This window comes from Streptomyces sp. NPDC127098 (assembly GCF_042722465.1).
GTDB classification, from domain to species: Bacteria; Actinomycetota; Actinomycetes; order Streptomycetales; family Streptomycetaceae; genus Streptomyces; species Streptomyces millisiae.
In genome coordinates, this window is the sequence record NZ_JBHXFJ010000036.1 from 59,556 (window position 1) to 80,089 (window position 20,534).

Sequence of the window (20,534 nt, forward strand, 5' to 3'; positions counted from 1 at the left end):
AGCGGCGGTTTCCCGGACGGGGCCACCGGATAGGGCTGGACACAGCACTTCGCACGCACCCGTATCCCGTATCCCTACCGACGGCGGTGCCCATGAAGATCAGCTACGCCCTGCTCCCCGACCACCCGCTGCGGGACTCGCTCGCCTCGATCCGCCTCGCCGACGAACTCGGCTTCCACGGCTGTTACGCCGCCGACGAGACCTGGCACAAGGACCTGTGGCAGCTCTTCGCCGTGGCCGCGGGACAGACCAGCCGCATCCGCCTCGGCCCCAGCGTCTCCCCGGTCACGCTGCGCGAGCCCAGCCTGATCGCCCAGTCCCTCGCCACCCTCGACGAGCTCTCCGACGGCCGCGCCGAGGGCGTCCTCTCCAGCGGCAACTTCGGGCTCCTCGCCCAGTACGGCATCGACTGGGCCAAGGACCGGCCCCTCACCCGCGTCAAGGAGGCCCTGCACGTCGTCCGCACCCTGCTCGACGAGGGCGCCATCACCCACCGCGGCGACTTCTACACCTACGACGGGCTCTTCACCTTCGCCCGCCCCGTCCAGGACCGCGTCCCCCTGCTCCTCGGCGCCATGCGCGGCCCGAAGTCCTTCCAGGCCGCCGGCGAGCTCTCCGACGGCGTCCACCACGCCCTCAGCTACACCCGCGAGGCCTACGAGTACGCCGTCACCCACCTCCGCACCGGCGCCGAACGCGCCGGCCGCGACTGGCACACCCTCGACATCGGCGCCTGGGTCGTCTTCGCCACCGGACCCGACTCGGCCGCCGCCAAGGAGGCCGCCCGCAGCATGGTCGGCATCTACGCCTCCTCCATGCCGGCCGAACAGCTACGCCGCAACGGCGTGGAGCCCGAGGAACTGGCCCCCGTCATCGACGCCATCGCCGCCGGCGACCTGGCCCGCGGCATCGAGCTCACCACCCCCGACATCGCCGACCGCCTCTCCATCGCCGGCACCCCCGAGGAGTGCCTGGCCAAGGTCCAACGCGAACTCGCCCCCGCCGGCGTCAACCACCTCATCTGCGCCATCACCGACCGCGCCCTGGTCAATGCCTTCACCGGCCGCGACCTCCCCACGGCGGCCGACGTCGACACCCAACTCCGCCTGATCGCCGACCACCTGATGCCGGCGCTGACCTGACGGGCCGGGCCTCACTCCGGCTCCCACCCGGTGTCCGGCAACCCGTGGAACGCCAGGATCGCCGCCCGCTGCTCCGCCGGGCCCACCACGATCCCGGCGGGCGCCGGCGCGAAGATGTCCACGGTCTCCTGATTCACCCGCCGGGCACCGGGTGTGAACGTGTAGACGAACCGGCCACCCGTCATCTGGGCCTCCATCCCGGAGAGGGTGACGTCGGCCCTGGCGCCCTGGCAGCACAGCAGCAGCCCCTCGGCGTCCAGGTCCTTCCTCAGCTTGGTCAGACAGACGAAGAGGTTGGAGCCCGCGTAGCTCCGCACCACCCCGGACTCACGGGCCGCGGTGATCCGGTACGGCGGCCGGTCGACGAAGACGACCCGCACGACCTCGCTCCTGCCGTCCCCGCCCACGCCCACCGCCCGGATCGAGGTCTCCGCCCCGGCTGCCCGGCTACGCCGTGCCCCGCAGCGGACCGAAGTGGGACGGGGCGCGGTGGTCGCCCTCGTCCTCGTGCCACGCGCAGTCGGCGGCGCGGACGTATCCCTCGCCGCCGTTGAGGAGGAAGAGCCTGCCGCGGTCCGCCTTTCCCGCCCGGTCGCTCACGAGTCGGTCGATCTCCTCGGGGCCGGCCTCCTGGATCGTGAGCGGCTCGTAGCTGGGCTGCAACCTCATCAGGGCGACGGCGGGGAAGAGGATATCGATCCGCGTCGTGTACTTCTGCGCGTGATAACTGCGCAACAGCAGCACGGAATGCGCCACGGAATAGTGCCAGACCTGGAACTTCCGGTCCCAGCTCGCGATTTCCCGCGCCAACTCGGTTCCTCCACCGGCCTCAGCCCTGGTTCGGGCCGGGGCGCTCCGTGGCCGGGGCGGCCGAGTCGCGCCAGGCATCGTAGAACATCCGCATCTCGATCCAGGCGCTTCCGGTCTCCTCGTCCCCGGCATGCATCAGTTCGTCCAACTCCGTCAGGTCGGCCTCGGTCCACGTGCCCCGCTCCAGCAGCGCCTCCCAGGCGCCCGCCGCGGCGCGTCCGCTCGTCCAGGGGGCGCCGTGCTGCGATTCGAGCCGAGTGAAGTACCGGTTCATCGAGGCGGCGAATCGCGGGTAATCCATTCGAGCTCCTAGAACCATGGGGAGAGGCCGAAGTCGATGACGTCCTGCGGCGACAGTCTCTCCGCGCCAATGTACCAGTCCGTCGCTCCGTACAATGTGGGGCTGTTCAGGATCTGTTGGAACTCCCAGTTGGTGAATCCGCCCTCGCCATACGGCCCGTCCGCCGTGTTGGCACGCAGCGCGTCGTCGATATTCACGTAGTCCAGGTTGAAGTTGATGCGGCCGCCGGAATCGATCGCATTCGCCGTGGCCTGCGCGAATCGTTCGTCGAAGGCCGGGCCGATGACGCGCCCCGACTCGTTCAGGGTCGGGGTCACCAGGCCGTCCGCGATCCAGTCACGGTTGGTCGATGCCCCCAGGCTGTCGGCGAAGGGCTGGAGCAGGTCGTCCCCGTTGGGTGCGCGGTCGAGCCCGAGGGCTATGGACCGGGGCTGGTTCGCGCCCGCCGGGTACGGGGCGAGCCCGAGCGGGTCGATCCTGGCGTGCGGATTGTGCGGATAGACGCTCGGATTCGGCCCGGGGCCGAGCCCCAGCGGATCCTGGGTGACGTAACGCGCCGTCTCCGGGTCGTAGTACCGGTGGTAGTTGTAATGGAGACCTGATTCGTGGTCGTGATACTGGCCGGGAAATCGCAGCGGTGTGTAGGCGGAGCCGTCCGCGCCCCAGGCCGTGACGCCCCACAGTGTTCGGCGGGACTGCCAGGCGAGGTTTCCCGAGGAATCCACGAGTTCGGTGGGTGTGCCGACGAGATCGGTGACGACCGCGAAGAAGCGGGCGTCGATCTCCTCTCGCGTCGACGCGTCGCTCAGCCGCTCGGACTGGGCGATGGGCCGGCCGGCGTCGTGCTCCCAGGTGAGGGTGACGGCGTGTGCCGAGTCCCGCTCGTGGGTGGTCTGTTCGACGAGGACCGGCCCGTCCCAGGTGAACCGGGTCTCCTCCGCCACGGTCGACCGGTCGGCCGCCAGCCGCTGCTTCGCGACGCGGCGCCCGAAGGGGTCGTAGCGGTATCGCCAGACAGTGCCGTCGGGGGTCGCCACGGACGTCAGCCGGTCCTCGGCGTCCCACCGGTAGCGCCAGACGTTCGGCCGCCGCGACAGCCGGGCCTTCCGACGGGCCATGACGCGACCGGCTTTGTCGTACTCGTACCGCACCGCTCCCGCGCGGGTCAGCCGTGTCCCCATGTAGGTGCGGTCACCCAGTGCCTCGACATCCGAGTGGTCCTCGGGCCACACCGCTCGGGTCTGGTTTCCGGAGGTGTCGTAGGCGTAGCTCTCCGTCCACTCCCGCGCCGAGACGGCCGTCACGCGCCCGGCGGCGTCCAACTCCCAGTCCGTGTCGCCGCCGAGTCGGTCCTCGGTGTGAACCAGCAGGCCGTCCGGTCGATAGGTGTAGGCCCGGCGCTGGAGCATTCCGTGCGCACCGGTCAGGGTCTGTTCCGTGAGCCGACCGTTCGGCCCCCAACTCTGGTCGAAGGTGAGGACCTCCTCGATCAGCCTGGACGTCTCCCGGCCCACCGCGTCGCGTGCGAAGGCGATCGGGTGGCCCGCCGATTCGAGTGAGGTGCGGCGCCCCGCCGCGTCATAGCCGTAGACGGTCACGGCGCCCGACGGGGTGCGCCGCTCGACGCGCTGCCCCGCCGCGTCGTAACGGAACGCCGTCGTGCGACCGTCGACGGTCTCGGCCAGCACCCGGCCCACGGGATCCCGTTGCCAGGAAACCTCACAGTCCGGGCTGGTGGCACGCGCCATGCGACCGGCACGGTCGTAGTCATACCGGGTGACCGCGCCGTCGACGTTCCGTGCGGTGATCCGGCCGAGGGCGTCGTAGCGGTAGCCCACCCGCTGCCCGGCCACGTTGGTACGCGACACGGTGCGGCCGACGGCGTCGCGCTCGTAGACGATCCGACGGCCGTCGAAGTCCTTCTCGGCGGCGAGTCGCCCGGCCGCGTCGTACTCGTACTCCCATGCCAGGCCGCGGGGGTTGGTGACCCTGGTGAGCCGCAACGCGGCGTCGTGCTCGAACTCGTACCGGACGCCGTCGGGCTCGGTGCGGGCGGTGAGCAGGTCGAAGTGGGTGTACTCGTAGTGCGACTCGGACGCGTTGGGATCCGTGTGCCGGAGGCAGTTGCCCTCCCCGTCGTAGACCCACGACTGTGCGGCACCGTCCGGCCCGACGAGGCGCGAGATCCTGCCGTCCACCGTCCACCAGTACCGGGTTGTCGCCCCGGTCGCGTCCGTGGACTCGCTGAGACGACCGAACGCATCGTGACCTCGGGTCGTCCGGTTGCCGAGCGGGTCGGTGATCTCGACCGGCAGCCCGGCGGCGTCGCACCGGATGGTGGTGGTCGCCCCCAGGGCGTCCGTGACGGCCGTGGGACGGCCACGCTCGTCGAAGGCATACGTGGTCGTGGACCCGGCTCCGTCGGTCACCGCGACGCAGTTGCCGCGCTCGTCGTACGCACGCGACCAGCACGTCCCGTCGGTGAGCGTGATGCGGGTCGGCAGCCCCCACTGGTTGTACTCGCAGCTCTTCGTCGCACCGTCGGGGTAGGTGACCGCGACGGGTTGCCCGGCCGCGTTGTTGACGAAGCGGGTCACATTGCCCAGGGCGTCCGTCCAGGAGCTGACGTGGTGGTGCTCGTCGTACTCGGTGCGGGTGACGTTGCCGAGGGGGTCGATCTCGGCGACGATGCCGTGGCGTGCGTCGATGACGTAGTGGCTGGTGGCGCCGGCGGCGGTGGTGAGGGTGGTGACGCGGGCGTCCGGTGAGTCGGGGTGGGTGCCGTCGTAGCTGAGGGTGAGAGCGAGGTGGCCGGCCTCGCCGCCCTCGGCGACGCAGCGGTCTCGGTCGTCGTAGGTGTAGGCGTAGCTGCGGTCGTTGGTGTCGGTCCAGGAGGTGACGCGCAGGCGGTGGTCGTAGGTGAACCGGAGCGGCTGGCCTGCGGGGTTGAGGACGGCGGTGAGGTTGCCGTCGGTGTAGGCGTAGCGGCGGATGACGGTCTGGCCGAGGGCGAGGCTGGTGACGCGTCCGTGCTCGGTGGTGAGGGTGAGGTGGTAGCCGCCGGAGTGGCGGATGGCGGTGGGCGCGCCCTGGGAGTCGTAGTCGATGTCGACGCGGTTGCCGTTGCGGTCCGATATGCCGAGGAGGCGGCAGTCGCCGTCCTTGTCCGGGCTACGGAAGTGGCGGGTCTGGCCGGTGATGGGGTCGGTCAGCGCGTAGCCGCCGTCGTCGTGGCGGGTGAGGGGTCGGCGGGGTCCCGTTTCAGGCAGGGCGGCCATGCCCGGCGCCTTCGGGTGGGGATAGGCGAGGATCATGCCGTCCTCGGCGAGGAACACCACGCCTTGCTCGTCGACTTCGAGACGTTGGTCGAGCGAGGAGGACCAGGACGGGCCGAACCACCGACCCGCGAAGTACCCGGACTGGACCCGGCGGGTGAACGCGAACGGCAGGGTGCCCGGGAGGTTGACGTCCGTGGCCGTCAGGAACATGTGGCCGGTGGCCAGGTCGACGGGGTCGGTCCCGCCGCTGCGGATCATGGTGCGGGCGCGGGCGTAGGCCGACTGCATCCCGTCCGCGATCATCGTCCGGCCACGCGACGCCAGACCACGCACCCCGGTGGCCATGCCGCGCAGCCCACCGCGTGCCAACGCCCGTACGCCGACGGCCAGTCCGCCGAGGGTGGTGAGGCCTTTCATGCCGGGGATGCAGTCGAGGGCGGCGAAGGCGACGTCCCAGAGGGAGGCGCGGCCGTTGGCGTAGTCGTAGAGGGTGTCGGCGAGGACGACGAGGGCGGCGGCGAGGACGACCCAGGCGAGGGGGCCGCCGATGATCAGGACGACGATGCCGAGGACGGCGACGACGACCTTGCAGATCTCGACGATGGTGTCCCAGTTCTCCGACACCCAGTGGATCGCGTCCTCCCACCAGCGGCGGTTCTGGATACCGGCGTCGGACGCCTCGTCGATCTCGTCCGCGCAGACGCGCGCCGCGTCCTCCCGCATCTCCTTGGCGTCCAAGGCGAGTTGACGCGCGGCGGACAGCGCCTCCTCGGCGGAGTCGACCCGTGACTGGGCCGAACTCGCGGCCTCGTTGGCGGCGGTAGCGTCGCGGGTGGCGGCGCGGACCTCCGCCTCGGAGGGAGGCTCTATGTTTTCGCGGTCGCTTTGTTCTTCCAAGCGTTCCGCTTCGGCACCTGCCCGGGAGACCCAGTCCTGGGCATCGGTGAGCGCGGCCTGGGCGGTGGACAGGTCGGCCTGGGCCGCGATCGCCCGGTCCAACGCGCGATCCGCCATGCCCTGCGCCGTCTCCAGCTTCGGCCAGTACGTCTGCAACGCCTGCGCCGCCATGTCATACGACGTCTGGAGCTTCTCCAGGTTGCCCGGCACGCCATCGAACTCACTGCGGAACGCCTCGGCCGACAGACCTGCCCAGTCCATCACCGCCCGGTCCTCGGCCATTCCGCGGACGCGGCCGAGCGCCTCGCCCACGTCGTCCGCGAAGGTCTGGAGCGAGTCGGCCAGCGTGCGGACTTCCTCCGGGTTGCCCGGCGTCGGGTCCGAGTCCATGTCGACCGGAGACCAGTCAGACGGCCGCCCCATCCCCAACACCCCCGTGAAACCATGCTGATCGCACCCGTGATCAGGCCACGCTAGGGAACGACTCCCCGTGATTCCATGCCGGACCTGTCACAAGTCGTTCAGGAGAAGCGCCTCCAGCCGGTGCGCGTACTCCCGCCAGCGGGCCCTCGCGTCCTCCGGAACGTTCGGGTCAGGTTGGAGGACGGGCGCCAAGCGGGCCACCCGCCAGGCGCGGAAGACCACCGCCGGGGAGGTGACGTCACCGAGCAGAGCGCAGCACAAGCGGAGCGCCTCGGCGATCACCGCGCTGGGGCGGGCGAGGTCCGCGTGGGGCCTGGTCGTCGCCGCGGCGATCAGCGCGTGCAGGAAGGCGACCGTCTGGAGATCCGCGCCCATCGTCACCATGCGTCGGATCACGGCCGGGTCGTCGGCGTCGAAGGGATAGGGCTCGATGAGGCCCGACCACATGGCCAGGAACGGGATGGCGTCATGGGTCTTGTGCCAGCCCAACTCGTCGACGATGGTCATCGTCTCGTCGCCGAAGCCACCGACCTCCTGGACCAGGCTCAGCAGTCGGTCGAGTTCCGCGCGGTGGGCGGCGGCGAAGTCGCCGACCGGCACGACCGTTTCGCCGGCCGCCGCGCCGACGGCGACGATGCCGCCGAGCGGGCCGAAGATCTCGCGGGCCAGTGAGGACTCCGGTACCGATGCGTTGGGCTGTGTCACTTACATACTCTCCGGTGCTTGGCCAGGACCTCTGTTCATCCAGTTCATGAACGCGTCCATGGACCCTCTGATCCCGATGATCCCATCGTTGACCACGGCGAGGTCGTCGGCGTTGTTGACGAACCACTCCGGCTGCTGGTTTCCGGGCGGACCGCCCATCTGCCGGATACGGTCGGCGAACTCCCTCGGCACCTCGACGCGCACCACCTGCCCGCCCTGACCGGCGTACTGCTGGATGGCGCGGGTGAGGTCGTCGGTCAGGTAGAGGCCGGCCTCCGGGGTCGAGCCGCGAACGGCCACGCCGGTCGGGGCGCCGAGTTGGAACGTCGTGCCCCGCAGGTCCTGCGCGCCGTGGTACAGGACCATCATCTCGTCGTGCGCGGCGAGGCCCAGCGGGTCCGTGTCGCACAGCGGGTTGGGCGCATAGCCGGCCGCATTGGGCGCCGGCCCCAGGCCGAGAGGGTCGAGCGTGAGGTAGCGGGCCAGCTCGGGATCGTAGTAGCGCTGGTAGTTGTAGTGCAGGCCGGACTCGGCGTCGTGGTACTGGCCGGGGAAGCGCAGCGGTGTCTCGGCGGTGCCGCCGGGGCCGGCCGTCGTGGTGATGCCGTGCACGGTTCGGCTGGCCTGCCAGGCGGTCCCGCCCGCCTCGTCGACCAGGCGTGTCGGGGTGCCCACGAGGTCCGTGACGATGGCGTAGAACCGCCGGTCGATCTCGCCCTGCTCCACCTGGGCCAGCGGGATGCGGCCGTCGTACTCCCAGCTGAGCGTGGCGTCGGGGCCCGACTGCTCGACAAGGGTCGTGCCCGACCAGGTGAAGGTCGTCTCCTCGGCCACCGAGCCGTCGGCGGCGAGCCGCTGCTTGGCGATGCGGCGACCGAACGGGTCGTAGAGGTAGCGCCACCGCGTCCCGTCCGGCGTGGTGAGGGCGACGAGCCGGTCCTGGGCGTCCCACTCGTAGCGCCAGGTGTCGGGCTTCTTCGAAAGGCGGGTCTTCTGCCGCAGCACCATCCGGCCGACCGCGTCGTACTCGTAGCGGACGCGCCCGGCCCGGGTGACGAGGCCTCCCGCGACGGCACGCTCGCCGCCTGCCTCGCCGGCCTCCGGCCAGTCAGCCGCGACCAGGTTGCCCAGCGGGTCGTAGGCGTAGCTCTCCCGCCAGGCGCCCGGCGCGTCGCCCGCCTCGGCGAGACCGGTGATCCGGCCGGACCCGTCGAGTGCCAACCGGGTGTCGTCGACGCTCGTGAGGACGTGGTCGGCACGGTAGGCGTAGGTCTGCCGCGCCAGGACACCGGCTGCCCGGCTCGTGAGGGTCCGCGAGGTCACTCGTCCGGCCGCGTCCCAGGCGTCTTCCACGGCCAGCCCCGACGAGTAGGCGCGCCGCGTCACGTGCCCCGCCGCGTCGTGCTCGAACGTCAGGGCGTGTCCGGCCGAGAGCAGCGAACGGAGGCGGCCCGCCTCGTCGTAGGACCAGTCGCTGGTGTGCCCGGACGGGGTGGTGCGGGAGACGGGACGGCCGAGGGCGTCGTAGGCGTAGGCGATGGTGCGGCCGTTGACCGTCTCGGATGTGAGGCGCCCGATGACGTCGCGCCGCACGACGAGCTCGGCCTCCGGGCTGGTGGCGGTGAGCAGCCGGCCCAGCGCGTCGTAGGTGACGTCGGTGATGGCGCCGTCGGCGTCGAGGGTGACGGGTTGGCCGAGCGCGTCGAGCGTGTAGTCGACCGTCTGGCCGGCGGCGTTGGTGCGTCCGACGAGCCGGCCGGCGGCGTCGAGACGGTAGGTGATGGTGCGGCCGTCGAAGTCCTTCTCGGCGGTGAGCCGTCCGGCGGCGTCGCGCGTGTACTCCCAGGTGCGGCCGGTGGGGTCGGTCACCCGCCTGAGGTTGAGCTCGGTGTCGCGCGTCAGCGTGTACCGCACGCCGTCCGGGCCGGTCTGGGCGATGGGCAGGTCGAACGGGCCGTACTCGTAGCGGGTGGTGACGCCGTTCTCGTCGGTGTGGCTCAGGCAGTTGCCCTCGGCGTCGTACGTCCACCGCCGCACGCCGCCGAGCCCATCGGTCTGGCTGAGCGTGTGGCCCTCCACGGTGTACTCCGCGCGCCGGACTACGCCCCGCGCGTCGACGACCTCGACGGTCCTGCCGAACGCGTCGCGGCGGTACTCGGTGGTCTCGCCGAGCGGGTTGACGAACGCCACGGGCATGCCCGCCGCGTCGCACAGGACGCGCGTCTCGTTGCCGGCCGCGTCGATGGCGGCGATCAGCGCGCCGCGCCGGTCGTAGGCGAGGCGTGTGGTGCCGCCCGCCGGATCCTGGATCGCGGTGCGGTTGCCGGCGCCGTCGTAGGCGTAGGACCACACGGAACCGTCTGCCTGGACGACCTGCGAGGTCAGCCCGAGCTCGTTGTACTCGGCCCGGATCTCCAGACCATCGGGTCGGGTGACGGCGGTGACGTGCCCGTGGTCGTCGTAGGCGTAACGGGTGGTGTGTCCCAGCGGGTCGGTGAACGACAGGAGCCGGTCGTAGCGGTCCCACTCGCGGGTGGAGACCTGACCGAGGGGGTCCGTCTCGGCGACCAGTTGGAAACAGTCGTTGAAGTGGTAGACCGCCTCCTGACCGAGGGAGTTGACGGCGGAGGTGCGGTGGTTCTCGGGGTCGTAGCGGTAGTGGTACTCGAGGACGTGGTCGGTGCCGGTGGTGAAGACGCAGCGGCCCTCGTCGTCGTACTCGTACGCGTACCAGTAGCCGTTGCGGTCCTCCCACCGGCGGAGGCGGGAGTGGTCGTCGTAGTACAGCTTCAGCGGCTGCCCGGACGAGTTCCGGATCTCGGCGAGCAGCCCGGCGTCGTCGTAGCCGTAGCTGACCAGGAGCGGCCGTTCGGCGTCGCTGAGCAGGTGGAGTTCGGTGACGCGGCCGTGCTCCGTGGTGACGCCGATGTGGTAGCCACCGGAGTGGACGACCTCGGCCGGGTCGCCGGCCGCGTCGTAGCGGATGTCGACGCGGTTCGCGTTGCGGTCGGTGATGGCGATCAGCGGCAGCTCGCCGCCACGGCGACCGGGCACGGGCGCGAAGTGGAGGGTGCGGCCGGTTTCCGGCTGGTGCAGCGTGAGCGGCGTCCCCGGCTCTCCCTCCCAACTCAGCGTCCAGCGCGGCCCTTCGACGGGCAGCACCGGGACATCGGCGAGTGGCCGTGGATAGGCGAGGACCATGCCGTCCTCAGCGCAGAAGTCGACGCCCGCCTCGCGCAGGACGAGACGCTGGTCGAGGGTGGACGCCCAGGCGTGACCGAAGAGCCGCCCGGCGCGCACGGTGGTGCGGTGGTGTCGTTCCAACACCAGCGGTAGCACGCCGGGGAGTTGGACGTCCGTGGCCGAGAGCACCATCTCGCCGGTGGCCATGTCGATCGGGTCGCCCCGGGTCACGAGACCTCGCATGGCGCGCCCCATCCCGCGGATGCCCTGGCCGAGCCCGCGTGCGCCGGCCGCCAGGCCGCGTAGGCCGGTGGTGGCGAGGGAGCGTGCGCCGCGGGCGAGGCCGCCGAGGGTGGTGAGGCCCTTCATGCCGGGGATGCAGTCGAGGGCGGCGAAGGCGACGTCCCAGAGTGACGCCCGGCCGTTGGCGTAGTCGTAGAGGGTGTCGGCCAGCACCACGAGCGCCGCCGCCAGCACCACCCAGGCGAGGGGGCCGCCGATGATCATGACGACGATGCCGAGGACCGCGACGACGACCTTGCAGATCTCGACGATGGTGTCCCAGTTCTCCGACACCCAGTGGATCGCGTCCTCCCACCACCGCCGGTTCTGGATACCGGCGTCCGAGGCGGCGTCGATCTCGTCGGCGCAGACGCGTGCGGCGTCCTCGCGTATCGTCTTCGCCTGTTGGGCGAGTTCACGCGCGGCGGACAGCGCCTCCTCGGCGGAGTCGACCCGCGACTGGGCCGAACTCGCGGCCTGGCCAGCGGCGTTCGCGTCCCGGGTGGCGGCCCGCACCTCCGCCTCGGAGGGCGGCTCGACGTCGTCGCGCTCGCCCTCGCGCTCCAGCCGGTCGGCCTCGTCGCCGGCACGGGAAACCCAGTCCTGCGCGTCGGACAACGCGGCCTGCGCGCTGGCGAGGTCGGCCTGGGCGGCGATCGCCCGGTCCAACGCCCGGTCCGCCATGCCCTGCGCGTTCTCCAGCTTCGGCCAGTACGTCTGCAGAGCCTGGGCGGCCATGTCGTACGAGGTCTGAAGCTTCTGCAGGTTGCCCGGCACGCCGTCGAACTCCGACCGGAAGGCCTCGGCCGACAGGCCGGCCCAGTCCATCACCGCCCGGTCCTCGGACATGCCACGCACCCGGCCCAACGCCTCGCCGACGTCGTTCGCGAAGGTCTGTAACTGGTCAGCCAGCGTGCGGACTTCGTCCGGGTTCCCCGGTGTCGGGTCCGAGTCCATGTCGACCGGACTCCAGTCAGACGACCGCCCCATCGCGAACACCCCCGTGCGCGTGATCCCCACTAGCGATCGACCAAGTTAACGGGTGATCTTCCGCAGTTTCATGGCAGGTCTGTCACAAGTTCACCTCAGCCCAGACGTACTTGGCGTCGGCGCTCCGCACCACACACCCCCAGCGGTCCGCGAAGGCGTCGACCACCAGCGTGAGCACGAAGTCCCGCCCGGGCAGCCGGCCGTGCGTCACCGCGTTCGCGGCGAGCTCGGCGGTGATCGCACCGATGGTGAACGACGTCGGCGTCGTACGCGCGATGCCGTGGCGGGCGAGCCGCCCGACGGCCAACTGCCGCGCGAGGTGCGCGCCGCGACGTGACGAACTGAGCTGGACCCTGAACGCTGCACTCATGGCGCGATCGTTCTGTCGCGCGGGAAGGCCCCGCCAGGTCGCTGGTCGGGCGCGGTTCCTTGTGTACGGGTTGCGGGTGATTCTGTACGGGTTGGCGCCTGTGACCGCGTTCGTGCGGGTGGCGTTGATATGCCAGCGTACGTCGAGACACCGGGGACTGACGTGCATGGCGAACAACCACCGCCCGAAGACACGGAACGCCGACGACGAGCGCCCGGCCATCTGGGTCGGGTACGGAAAGCTGACGAAGCTCTTCCGCGAGCGGGCGAGGCTGAACCAGCAGCAACTGGCGGAGAAGGTCGGGTACTCGCTGGAGCAGGTGGCATCCATCGAGCAGGGCCGCCGGCCGGCGAAGGAGTCCTTCACCGACGCGGCGGAGCGGGTACTGAAGGCCGGCGGAGTCCTGAAGGCACTCCAGGACGACGTGGACCTGGCCCGACTCCCCAGGTTCTTCCAGAACTTCGCGTCGCACGAAACCGAGGCCGTGTGCCGCTTCTCCTACGACCCGCTGCTGATCCCGGGGTTGCTACAGACCGAGGAGTACGCGCGGACGGTGCTTCTGGGGCGTCGCCCGCCACTCGCCGACGAGGCGGTGCAGCAACTCCTTGACGCACGCATGGACCGATAGAAACTGCTGATCAAGATCCCCATGGTCGAGTTGGCCTTCATCATCGGCGAGTCCGTGCTGCGAAACCCCGTGGGCGGCACTCGTGTGATGCGGGCTCAGCTCGAACGGCTGCTGGAGGCCGGCGGATTGCGAAACGTGGACGTGCAGGTCATGCCGGAGGGGATCGGGTTTCACCCAGGTCTCAACGGCCCGATGGTCCTGGTCGTGACCACCAAGCACCGGCGGATCGGGTACTTCGAGTCGCAAGGCATCGGAACGATGGTCACGGATCCCGAGGATGTCAGTGCCTTTGACCTCAGGTATGGCAAGCTGCGCTCGCAGGCCCTGAACGCCGAGGAGTCGGCGAGACTCATCGAACGTCTGGCGGGAGAGCTATGACCAACGAGCAACTTGCCTGGTTCAAGAGCAGCTACAGCGGATCCGACGGCGGCGACTGTGTCGAGGTGGCCTCCGTTCCCACCCGCGTGCACGTGCGTGACTCCAAGCGGCCCGCAGGGCCTCGGTTGCGGTTCGAGTGCCGGCAGTGGGCCGCTTTCCTGGAGCGGCTTCGTTAGCGGAGCGCGCCCGCGGAGCGCGTCTAGCTCAGCGCGTCGGCGACCTCGCTGCGCAGCTGCGGCAGCATGTCGTGGAAGATTCCCGGGCACTGGGTGGAGTTGAAGTCCATGTGGCCGTAGAGCTGCGTCGGCGCGATGCCGTACTGCTGGCAGACGTAGGCGCACAGCGTGACCAGGACCTCCCACTGGGCCGCCGGCGGTGTCGCGCCGTCGTGGTAGGCGCCCTCGTTGGCGATGCCGATGGCGTTGTAGTTCTGGCCCGAGGTGTGGGCGCCGAGGACCAGGCCGCTGCCGGCCGTGAGGGTGCGCAGGCTCTCGTGGCGGCCCTCGGTGATCCAGCCGCCGCGGCTGACCAGGAAGTGGTAGCCGGTGTCGACCCAGCCGTTGTCGTCCATGTGGAGGTCCTGCACCCAGTGGGCGTGCTCGTGGGCCTGGGTGCGGGAGAAGTCGTTCGTGTTGTCGCTGACCGTGTGGTGCACGATGATCCTGGTCGGCCGGTTGGTCAGCACGTTGATGCTGCCGCGGGCCGGGCGCGCGCCCCAGGTCGCGCAGCTGTCGATGTCGGGTTCGACGGCCGCCGCGCGGGTGGCGGCGGGGGTGGCGGCGTGGGCCGCGCCGGCCATGGAGGCGGTCGCGGCGCCGGCGACGAGGCCGGCCGTGCCGGCGAGGAGGACGCGACGCCGGGTGGGGTGGGCGGCACCGGACACGATGACTCCTTCGAGCGGGGACGTGGGGGAAACGGAAGAGGGGCCGGTGGTGGCCGGCCCCTCCTCGGTGAGGTCTACGTGTTGTTCGCCAGGGCGAGCAGTCGGTCACGCGAACCGTTGAACTGGTTGCGGTCGACGTTGCCCGAGATGCCGCTCACGGAGCCGGTGCTGGTGTACTGCCAGACGGTGTGGACGGAGAAGCCGCCGGGCAGGGTCGGGCTGTTGGCCGTGGTCCAGTGGGCGACCCACAGGGGGCTCTGGCTGGCCATGCCGCTCCAGCTGCCGGTGCAGGTGTTCCACCAGCTGGGCGAGGTGTAGATCACGATGTCGCGGCCGGTGCGCGACTTGTAGGTGTTGTAGAAGTCCTGGATCCAGCTCCGCATCTGGGAGGTGGACAGGCCGTAGCACTGGGAGCCGTAGGGGTTGGACTCGATGTCCAGGACGCCCGGCAGGGTCAGGTTGTCGGCGGACCAGGCGCCGCCGTTGGAGGCGAAGAAGTTCGCCTGGGTGGCCCCGCTGGAGGAGTTCGGCAGCGCGAAGTGGTAGGCGCCGCGGATCACCCCCGCGTAGTAGGCGTTGGGGTAGTTGGTGTTGAAGTTCGGGTCCCGGTAGGTGGTGCCCTCGGTCGCCTTCATCCAGGCGAACTGGATGCCGGCGTTGCGCACCGAGGTCCAGTTGATGGAGCCCTGCCACCGGGAGACGTCGATGCCCTGGACACCGTCGGTCGGGGCGAGCGGGGTGATGATCTGCGAGTCCTCGGCGATGGCGCCGCCCTCGTGCGCGAGCTCGCCGGCGCCCATGAACGCCTGGCCCGGCTGGAGTTCGCCGACCTCCAGGGTGCTGGGCTCGCCGACGGGCTCGTCGGCCGCGGCGGCGGTGCCGGTCGGCGCGATCAGCAGGGCGAGAGTGGCGGCGAGCACGCCGCCGAGGGTCAGCCGCCCCAGACGGGGTCTGCGGGACCGGGAACTGCGGGACTTCATTGTTGCCTACCTCCTGGCACGTCGTGAGATGTGTGGGGGCATGTGCCACAGCGTGGAGAAACGGTCCGCCCGGTGGACAAGGGCTGGTCGGCGGCGCCGTTGAGCGTTCTGTGTGGGGGTTCGTGGGGGGTGTGCGCTCCCTGTGTTGGCGTGAGCGCGTCATCAGTGACGCATACAAACCCCGGACAGGTAAAGGGGGTTCGATATCTCTCTGTGGTCCATACCGGTGGTCACCGTTCTGACCTGGGGCAACGGGCGTAGACTCCGGGAACTTTCGGGCTTGGAAAGAGGGACCGTCAGTTGCCGCCGGCCAGTTCGAAGGCGAGATCGGGTGAGAAGGTGCCGGCCGTCCCGGCGCAGCCGTCGGCCTCGCCGGGGGGCTTGATCCACAGATAGGCGTCTATGGCCGAGTCGCCCGTTTCCGTGGTCGGGGCCTGTCCGACGCGCCGGCCGCCCGGGTCGCACCACTCGTCGCCGAGCGGGCCGTTGCCGTTGCGGCTGGTGTCGATGACCGCGCCGAGGCCCGGGTCGCCGAGCTCGGCAAGCACCGCCTTCGCGTAGTCGACCTCAAGGCCGGTGGCACGGAAGTTGGCTATGTTCGTGGCTATGCCGTCGCCGTTCTCGAGCACGCCGGCGGCGGCCAGCCAGGAGGCCATGTCGGCGGGGGAGTGCCAGTTGGAGTGGCCGCCGTCGAAGTAGACCCTGGCCTGCGGATTGGCCTGGTGGATCGTTTCGGCGGCGCGGTCGAGCGCCGCGAAGCGGGCGTCGCGCTGGGCCTCGGAGAGGCAGTCGGAGAGCGCGACGGAGTCGGGTTCGAGGACGACGACCACCGGGCCGTTGCCGAGGCCCGAGGCGAAGTCCGCCATCCAGGCGTCGTAGCTTTCGAGGTCGGGGGCGCCGCCCGAGGAGGCGCCGCCGCAGTCCCGGCCCGGCAGGAGGTAGCTGACCAGGACGGGCACCTCGCCCGCGGCCTCGGCGGCGGCGGTGGTGTCGCGGACCTTGGCGGTGGCCGACTCGGCGTCGGTGACCCAGACGCCCTGCGGCCGGCTCGCGATCCGCTCGGCGATCAGTTGCCGTCTGCCGTCGTCCTCGTTGTCGGCGATCCACTGCCTGACCTGGGCGGTCGGGTCGGCGAAGAACTCGCCCGAGACCGGTGCCCGACGCTCGTCGCCGCCGCCCGCGCCGGAGTCCGGGTCGGCCTCGTCCCGCTGGTCCTCGCCGTCCTCCGATTCGCCCTCATCCGAGGGGCTGGGAGAGGGGGGCACCATGTCCTCGTCGGGGGCCGGCGCGTTCATCGACTCGTCGGGGGCGGGCGCCAGCGGGGAGGAGTCGGCCAGCGGCGAGGCCCCGGGAGCGTCCTGTTCGCCTGGGCCCACGGCGCCGACGGTCACCACGATCGCCCCGGTGCCGAGGGTGAGCACCCCGGCCAGCGAGGCACCGAGCAGGATCCGGGAGCGCGGGACGGGCGGGCGACGGAAGTCCGGTGCCTTGGGAAGACGCACGAGCCGGGATCCTCTCACAGGGCCCACGGGCGACCGGGCCCGAATAGACGATGGTTCCCCGCCCCCGCGTACCGATCGCTGGCGCCGATCATGACCCCCGCCCTGACCCGGCGTCAATGGGAATCGCCGGCGATGGCGCGTACTCGCCCCACTCGGCGCCCCGCCCCGACACACGCCCGTTACGACATCGCCCTGTCACCTTTGATCGAACTTCTGTACGCTGCGCGGCAGTTCGGCGAAGCGAACCCCGTGCGACGGCCGGTACGGGGACCCGCCGGGCCCGTCCGCGCACCACCGAGTGGAAGGAACACCCATGCCCGAACGCGAAGCGGACCTCGTGCGCAAGGTCGCCCTGGCGGCCGCCGCGGTCGCCGCGGCCTCGGCCGTCACCGTCGGCACGGCCGGCGCCGCCAGCGCCGCCGAGCCGACGACCGCCGAGGTGGCCGAGGCCGCCACGGTCGCCCAGCAGGACAGTGCGCTCGGCGCCGTCCTCGGCCGGGTGGCCACCGAAGACGACACCGCCGGCACGCTCGGCACCTTCAACCGTTGACCGATACCGCTGACCGACCGCTGATCGACGGATGACGAACCGCTGAGGCGGGCACCACGACACGAGGGGCAGAGGTGGCAGGCGTGGAGGAGACACGAGCGAGGACCCGGCTGCCGGTCGTTCGGGTGAACGAACGGGCCGGCGAGTGGCCCACCCCGGACGTGACGGAGCAGGCGCTCGCGGATCCCTCCTGGCGCCCTCTGCCCTTCGTGGAGTTCGCCCTCAAGTTCCACGGCCGGTGCAACCTGGCCTGCGACTACTGCTACATGTACGAGATGGCCGACCAGAGCTGGCGCGACAAGCCGGTCGCCATGTCCCGGCGGACCATCGACCAGGTCGCCCACCGGATCGGGGAGCACCTGAGCGCCCACGCCGCCGAGGTCGGCGGCGCTTCCGTCCGGATGCACGGCGGCGAGGCCCTGCTGGCTGGCGCCGACCAGTTCGCCTACGCCGCCCGCGCCCTCCGGGCCGCCATGCCACCCGGCCTCCCGCTGAAGCTGGTCACCACCACCAACGGCATCCTCCTCGACGACGACCGGATGCTGGAGACGCTGCGCGAGCACGAGATCGGCGTCACCGTCAGCCTCGACGGCGACCGGGAGGCCCAGGACCGCCACCGCAGGTACGCGAACGGGCGGGGCAGTCACGACCTGGTGATGCGCGGCGTCGAGGCGCTGAACCGACCCGACTACCGGCACCTCTTCGAGATGGTGCTGTGCACCGTCGACCTGGACAACGACCCGCTGACCACCTACGAGGCGCTGCTCGCCACCGGCGCGCCGGCCGTCGACTTCCTGCTGCCGCTCGGCAACTGGTCGTCCCCGCCGCCCGGTTGGACGGCGGGGGAGGGTGGCACCGCCTACGCGGACTGGCTGATCCCGATCTTCGACCGCTGGTACGGCACCGTCCCGGTGCCGGCCGGGGTCCGGCTCTTCGAGAACATCATGGCCATGAGCCTCGGCGGCCGGAGCCGCAGCGAGGCGGTCGGGCTGCTGCCGTTCCAGCTGCTGGTGATCGAGAGCGACGGGAGCATCGAGCTCGGCGACGCGCTCAAGTCCGCCTACGAGGGTGCCCCGCACACCGGCCTCGACGTGTTCCGCGACTCCTTCGACGAGGCCCGGCTGCTGCCCGGCGTGGTCGCCCGGCAGCGCGGCGCGGCCGGCCTCTCGCCGACCTGCGCCGGCTGCGCCGTCCGGGACATCTGCGGGGCGGGCGAGTACAGCACCCGCTACCGGGCCGACGCCGGCTTCCGCAACCCGTCGGTCTACTGCGCGGACCTCGCCAGGCTCGTCTGCCACATCCGGGACCGGGTGCTGGCCGACGTGGCCCGGCTGCGGGACCACCGGACCGTCACGGAGAGCGATCATACTGCCTGACCTCCGTGACATGACAAGATGTCCGCATGGTGCGGCCTGAGCTGGGCAGTCGTCTTCGCGCGGGCCGGCCGGAATCCCCGCCGCGCCGGCTGGCACGGACACGTGGCGTCACCCGGGCGGCGGACGGCAGAGAGGTCGAGGACGACGATGTCCACCAGCAGCCGGCACCTGAGCCGGCGTGCCCTCGGCAGGCTGGCCGCGGCGGCCGCCGGCGGTCTTACGCTCGGCGCCTGCGCCGGGCGCCCCGACGCCGCGTCCCCGGACGCGCCGCTGCGGATCACCGCGAACAACCACGTCTGGGCCGAGGCGATCAGGGAGCACTTCGGCGAGATCGAGGAGCGCATCGGCCGCCGGGTCGTCATGTCGATCCTCACCGCGGACCAGCTCGGCAACAGCTACAACGTCAAACTCAACGCGTCCGCCACCGACATCGACGTGATGATGCTGCGGCCGCTCCAGGACCTGCTGCTCTTCGCGCACAACGAGTGGGTCGCCGACCTCACCGACCTGGTCACCGGTGACCCGGACTTCGACTGGGCCGACTTCCAGGCGGCACCGCGCCAGCGCTGCACCGTCGACGACCGGGTGGTGAGCGTGCCCGTGGTCACCGAGCGGCCCGCGCTCTACTACCGCAGGGACCTCGTCGCCGACCTCGGCGGGCCGCCCGCCACCCTGGACGAGCTGATGGCCATGTCGCTGGAGCTGGCCGACCGGGGCAACGACTTCTTCGGGTACGTCGGCCGCGGCCAGCGCAACGGCGCCGTCAGCCAGTGGTCGAGCTTCCTCTACTCCTTCGGCGGTGACTTCACCCGCGACGGCGGCTCCACCATCGCCACCCGCGAGGCCATCGCCGCCTACGAGTACTACGGCACGCTGCTGCGCCGCACCGGGCCGCCCGGCGTCACCAACATGACCCTGGAGCAGGCCATGCCCGTCTTCGCCCAGGGCAAGGCCGCCTTCTACGCCGACGCCGACGCGATCTACACCAACTTCCTCGACCCCACGATCTCCACCGTCCAGGACACCATCGGCTTCGCGCCCTTCCCGGCCGGCCCGGCCGGCGCCCTCGGCTACAACATCCCCTCCTGGTCCCTGTCCATCAACGCCTTCTCGCTGCTGCGCGACGACGCCTGGGAGTTCGTCCGCTGGGCCACCAGCCCCGAGATGGTCGCCAGGATCCAGGCCGCCGGCATCCCCGGCGCCCGCGAGTCCGCCTGGGCCGACGACGCCACCCTCGCCGCCTTCCCGCCGGACCTCGCCGAGTCCATGCGGCTCGGCGGGGAGCGCGGCGTCGACCACGACCGGCCCGAGGTGCTCCAGGTCGGCCGCGCCCGCGACATCGTCGGCCAGCCACTGGTCGCCGCCGTGCTCGGCGACGACGTGCCGGCCGCCGCCAGGGACGCCCACGCCGAGTTCGCCGACTTCCTCGTCCGCGACAACCGCCACCGGGGGATCTGATGGCCACCACCGAGCTGACCCGGGCCGCCCCGGCCACGCCGCCGGGACCGGCCGCCCGGCGCCCGCCGGGCACCTTCGAGCAGGCCAACCGCCGGCTGAAGTGGATGATGCTGGCGCCCGCCCTGCTCTTCGTCGGCGCCATGATCGTCTTTCCGCTGCTGTTCACGATCAACCTGGCCTTCAGCGACGCCTTCGGCGCCGTCAACGCCGACCGGGGCTATGTCGGTTTCCAGAACTTCGCAGACGCGCTCGGCGACACCCGCCGCTTCTGGCCGGCCGTGCGGCGCACCGTCGTCTTCACGATCGGCGCGGTGCTGCTGGAGACGGTGCTCGGCCTGGCGCTGGCCATGCTGATGCGCAGGGCGTTCACCGGCATGCGGTGGGTGCGGACGATCCTG

16 protein-coding genes and 1 pseudogene are annotated in these 20,534 nt (G+C 71.1%); 7 read left to right on the forward strand and 10 right to left on the reverse strand.

Going from position 1 to position 20,534, the window contains the following annotated elements; all coding sequences use genetic code 11:
- The first annotated feature begins 92 nt into the window (after positions 1-92).
- Entirely contained in the window at positions 93-1,142 is a 1,050-nt protein-coding gene (locus ACFWI8_RS22250) for an LLM class flavin-dependent oxidoreductase (RefSeq protein WP_387094342.1), read from the forward strand.
- Positions 1,143-1,153: 11 nt separating this feature from the next.
- Here the strand turns inward: ACFWI8_RS22250 and ACFWI8_RS22255 are convergent, their stop codons facing one another.
- From ACFWI8_RS22255 to ACFWI8_RS22285, 7 genes are all read right to left on the reverse strand, one after another.
- Positions 1,154-1,522, reverse strand: coding sequence for a hypothetical protein (locus ACFWI8_RS22255; RefSeq protein ID WP_387094345.1), 369 nt, complete (start codon positions 1,520-1,522; stop codon positions 1,154-1,156).
- Positions 1,523-1,589: 67 nt separating this feature from the next.
- Positions 1,590-1,952 carry a hypothetical protein gene (locus ACFWI8_RS22260; RefSeq protein WP_387094348.1) on the reverse strand — a complete coding sequence of 121 codons (363 nt, stop codon included), beginning with the start codon at positions 1,950-1,952 and terminating at the stop codon, positions 1,590-1,592.
- Between the two features lie 19 nt (positions 1,953-1,971).
- Positions 1,972-2,253: a hypothetical protein gene (locus ACFWI8_RS22265; protein ID WP_387094350.1), complete on the reverse strand. Its 282-nt coding sequence runs from the start codon at positions 2,251-2,253 to the stop codon at positions 1,972-1,974.
- Positions 2,254-2,261: 8 nt separating this feature from the next.
- Positions 2,262-6,818: a DUF6531 domain-containing protein gene (locus ACFWI8_RS22270; protein WP_387094352.1), complete on the reverse strand. Its 4,557-nt coding sequence runs from the start codon at positions 6,816-6,818 to the stop codon at positions 2,262-2,264.
- A 120-nt stretch (positions 6,819-6,938) separates the two neighbouring features.
- Positions 6,939-7,556, reverse strand: a complete 618-nt coding sequence (locus tag ACFWI8_RS22275; protein ID WP_387094355.1) for a hypothetical protein — start codon at positions 7,554-7,556, stop codon at positions 6,939-6,941.
- Positions 7,557-11,978, reverse strand: a complete 4,422-nt coding sequence (locus tag ACFWI8_RS22280) for a DUF6531 domain-containing protein (RefSeq protein WP_387094357.1) — start codon at positions 11,976-11,978, stop codon at positions 7,557-7,559. It abuts the gene before it with no gap.
- A 115-nt stretch (positions 11,979-12,093) separates the two neighbouring features.
- Positions 12,094-12,381 carry a hypothetical protein gene (locus ACFWI8_RS22285; RefSeq protein WP_387094359.1) on the reverse strand — a complete coding sequence of 96 codons (288 nt, stop codon included), beginning with the start codon at positions 12,379-12,381 and terminating at the stop codon, positions 12,094-12,096.
- Positions 12,382-12,547: 166 nt separating this feature from the next.
- Between ACFWI8_RS22285 and ACFWI8_RS22290 the strand changes: the two are divergent.
- Both ACFWI8_RS22290 and ACFWI8_RS22295 read left to right on the forward strand, forming a co-directional pair.
- Positions 12,548-13,387, forward strand: a pseudogene (locus ACFWI8_RS22290) (Scr1 family TA system antitoxin-like transcriptional regulator).
- Positions 13,384-13,563, forward strand: coding sequence for a DUF397 domain-containing protein (locus ACFWI8_RS22295; RefSeq protein ID WP_387094362.1), 180 nt, complete (start codon positions 13,384-13,386; stop codon positions 13,561-13,563). The pseudogene ACFWI8_RS22290 and the gene ACFWI8_RS22295 overlap by 4 nt, the downstream one beginning before the upstream one ends.
- Before the next feature lie 23 nt (positions 13,564-13,586).
- Here ACFWI8_RS22295 and ACFWI8_RS22300 read toward each other — a convergent pair whose 3' ends face one another.
- The 3 genes from ACFWI8_RS22300 to ACFWI8_RS22310 form a co-directional block, all read right to left on the reverse strand.
- Positions 13,587-14,273 carry a peptidoglycan recognition family protein gene (locus ACFWI8_RS22300; RefSeq protein WP_387094379.1) on the reverse strand — a complete coding sequence of 229 codons (687 nt, stop codon included), beginning with the start codon at positions 14,271-14,273 and terminating at the stop codon, positions 13,587-13,589.
- Positions 14,274-14,344: 71 nt separating this feature from the next.
- On the reverse strand, positions 14,345-15,250 hold the full coding sequence (locus ACFWI8_RS22305; RefSeq protein ID WP_387094365.1) for a lysozyme: 906 nt from the start codon (positions 15,248-15,250) through the stop codon (positions 14,345-14,347).
- Positions 15,251-15,546: 296 nt separating this feature from the next.
- A complete protein-coding gene (locus ACFWI8_RS22310; protein WP_387094367.1) occupies positions 15,547-16,752 on the reverse strand; it encodes a glycoside hydrolase family 6 protein in 1,206 nt (401 codons plus the stop codon).
- Positions 16,753-17,065: 313 nt separating this feature from the next.
- Between ACFWI8_RS22310 and ACFWI8_RS22315 the strand changes: the two genes are divergently transcribed.
- The 4 genes from ACFWI8_RS22315 to ACFWI8_RS22330 all read left to right on the forward strand — a co-directional run.
- On the forward strand, positions 17,066-17,302 hold the full coding sequence (locus ACFWI8_RS22315) for a hypothetical protein (protein ID WP_311595801.1): 237 nt from the start codon (positions 17,066-17,068) through the stop codon (positions 17,300-17,302).
- 83 nt (positions 17,303-17,385) lie between these two features.
- Positions 17,386-18,678: an FxsB family cyclophane-forming radical SAM/SPASM peptide maturase gene (locus ACFWI8_RS22320; RefSeq protein WP_387094370.1), complete on the forward strand. Its 1,293-nt coding sequence runs from the start codon at positions 17,386-17,388 to the stop codon at positions 18,676-18,678.
- Between the two features lie 147 nt (positions 18,679-18,825).
- Positions 18,826-20,136, forward strand: a complete 1,311-nt coding sequence (locus tag ACFWI8_RS22325) for an ABC transporter substrate-binding protein (RefSeq protein WP_387094373.1) — start codon at positions 18,826-18,828, stop codon at positions 20,134-20,136.
- A partial coding sequence (locus ACFWI8_RS22330; RefSeq protein WP_387094376.1) for a carbohydrate ABC transporter permease occupies positions 20,136-20,534 on the forward strand: 399 nt, incomplete at its 3' end. The genes ACFWI8_RS22325 and ACFWI8_RS22330, both read left to right, overlap by 1 nt.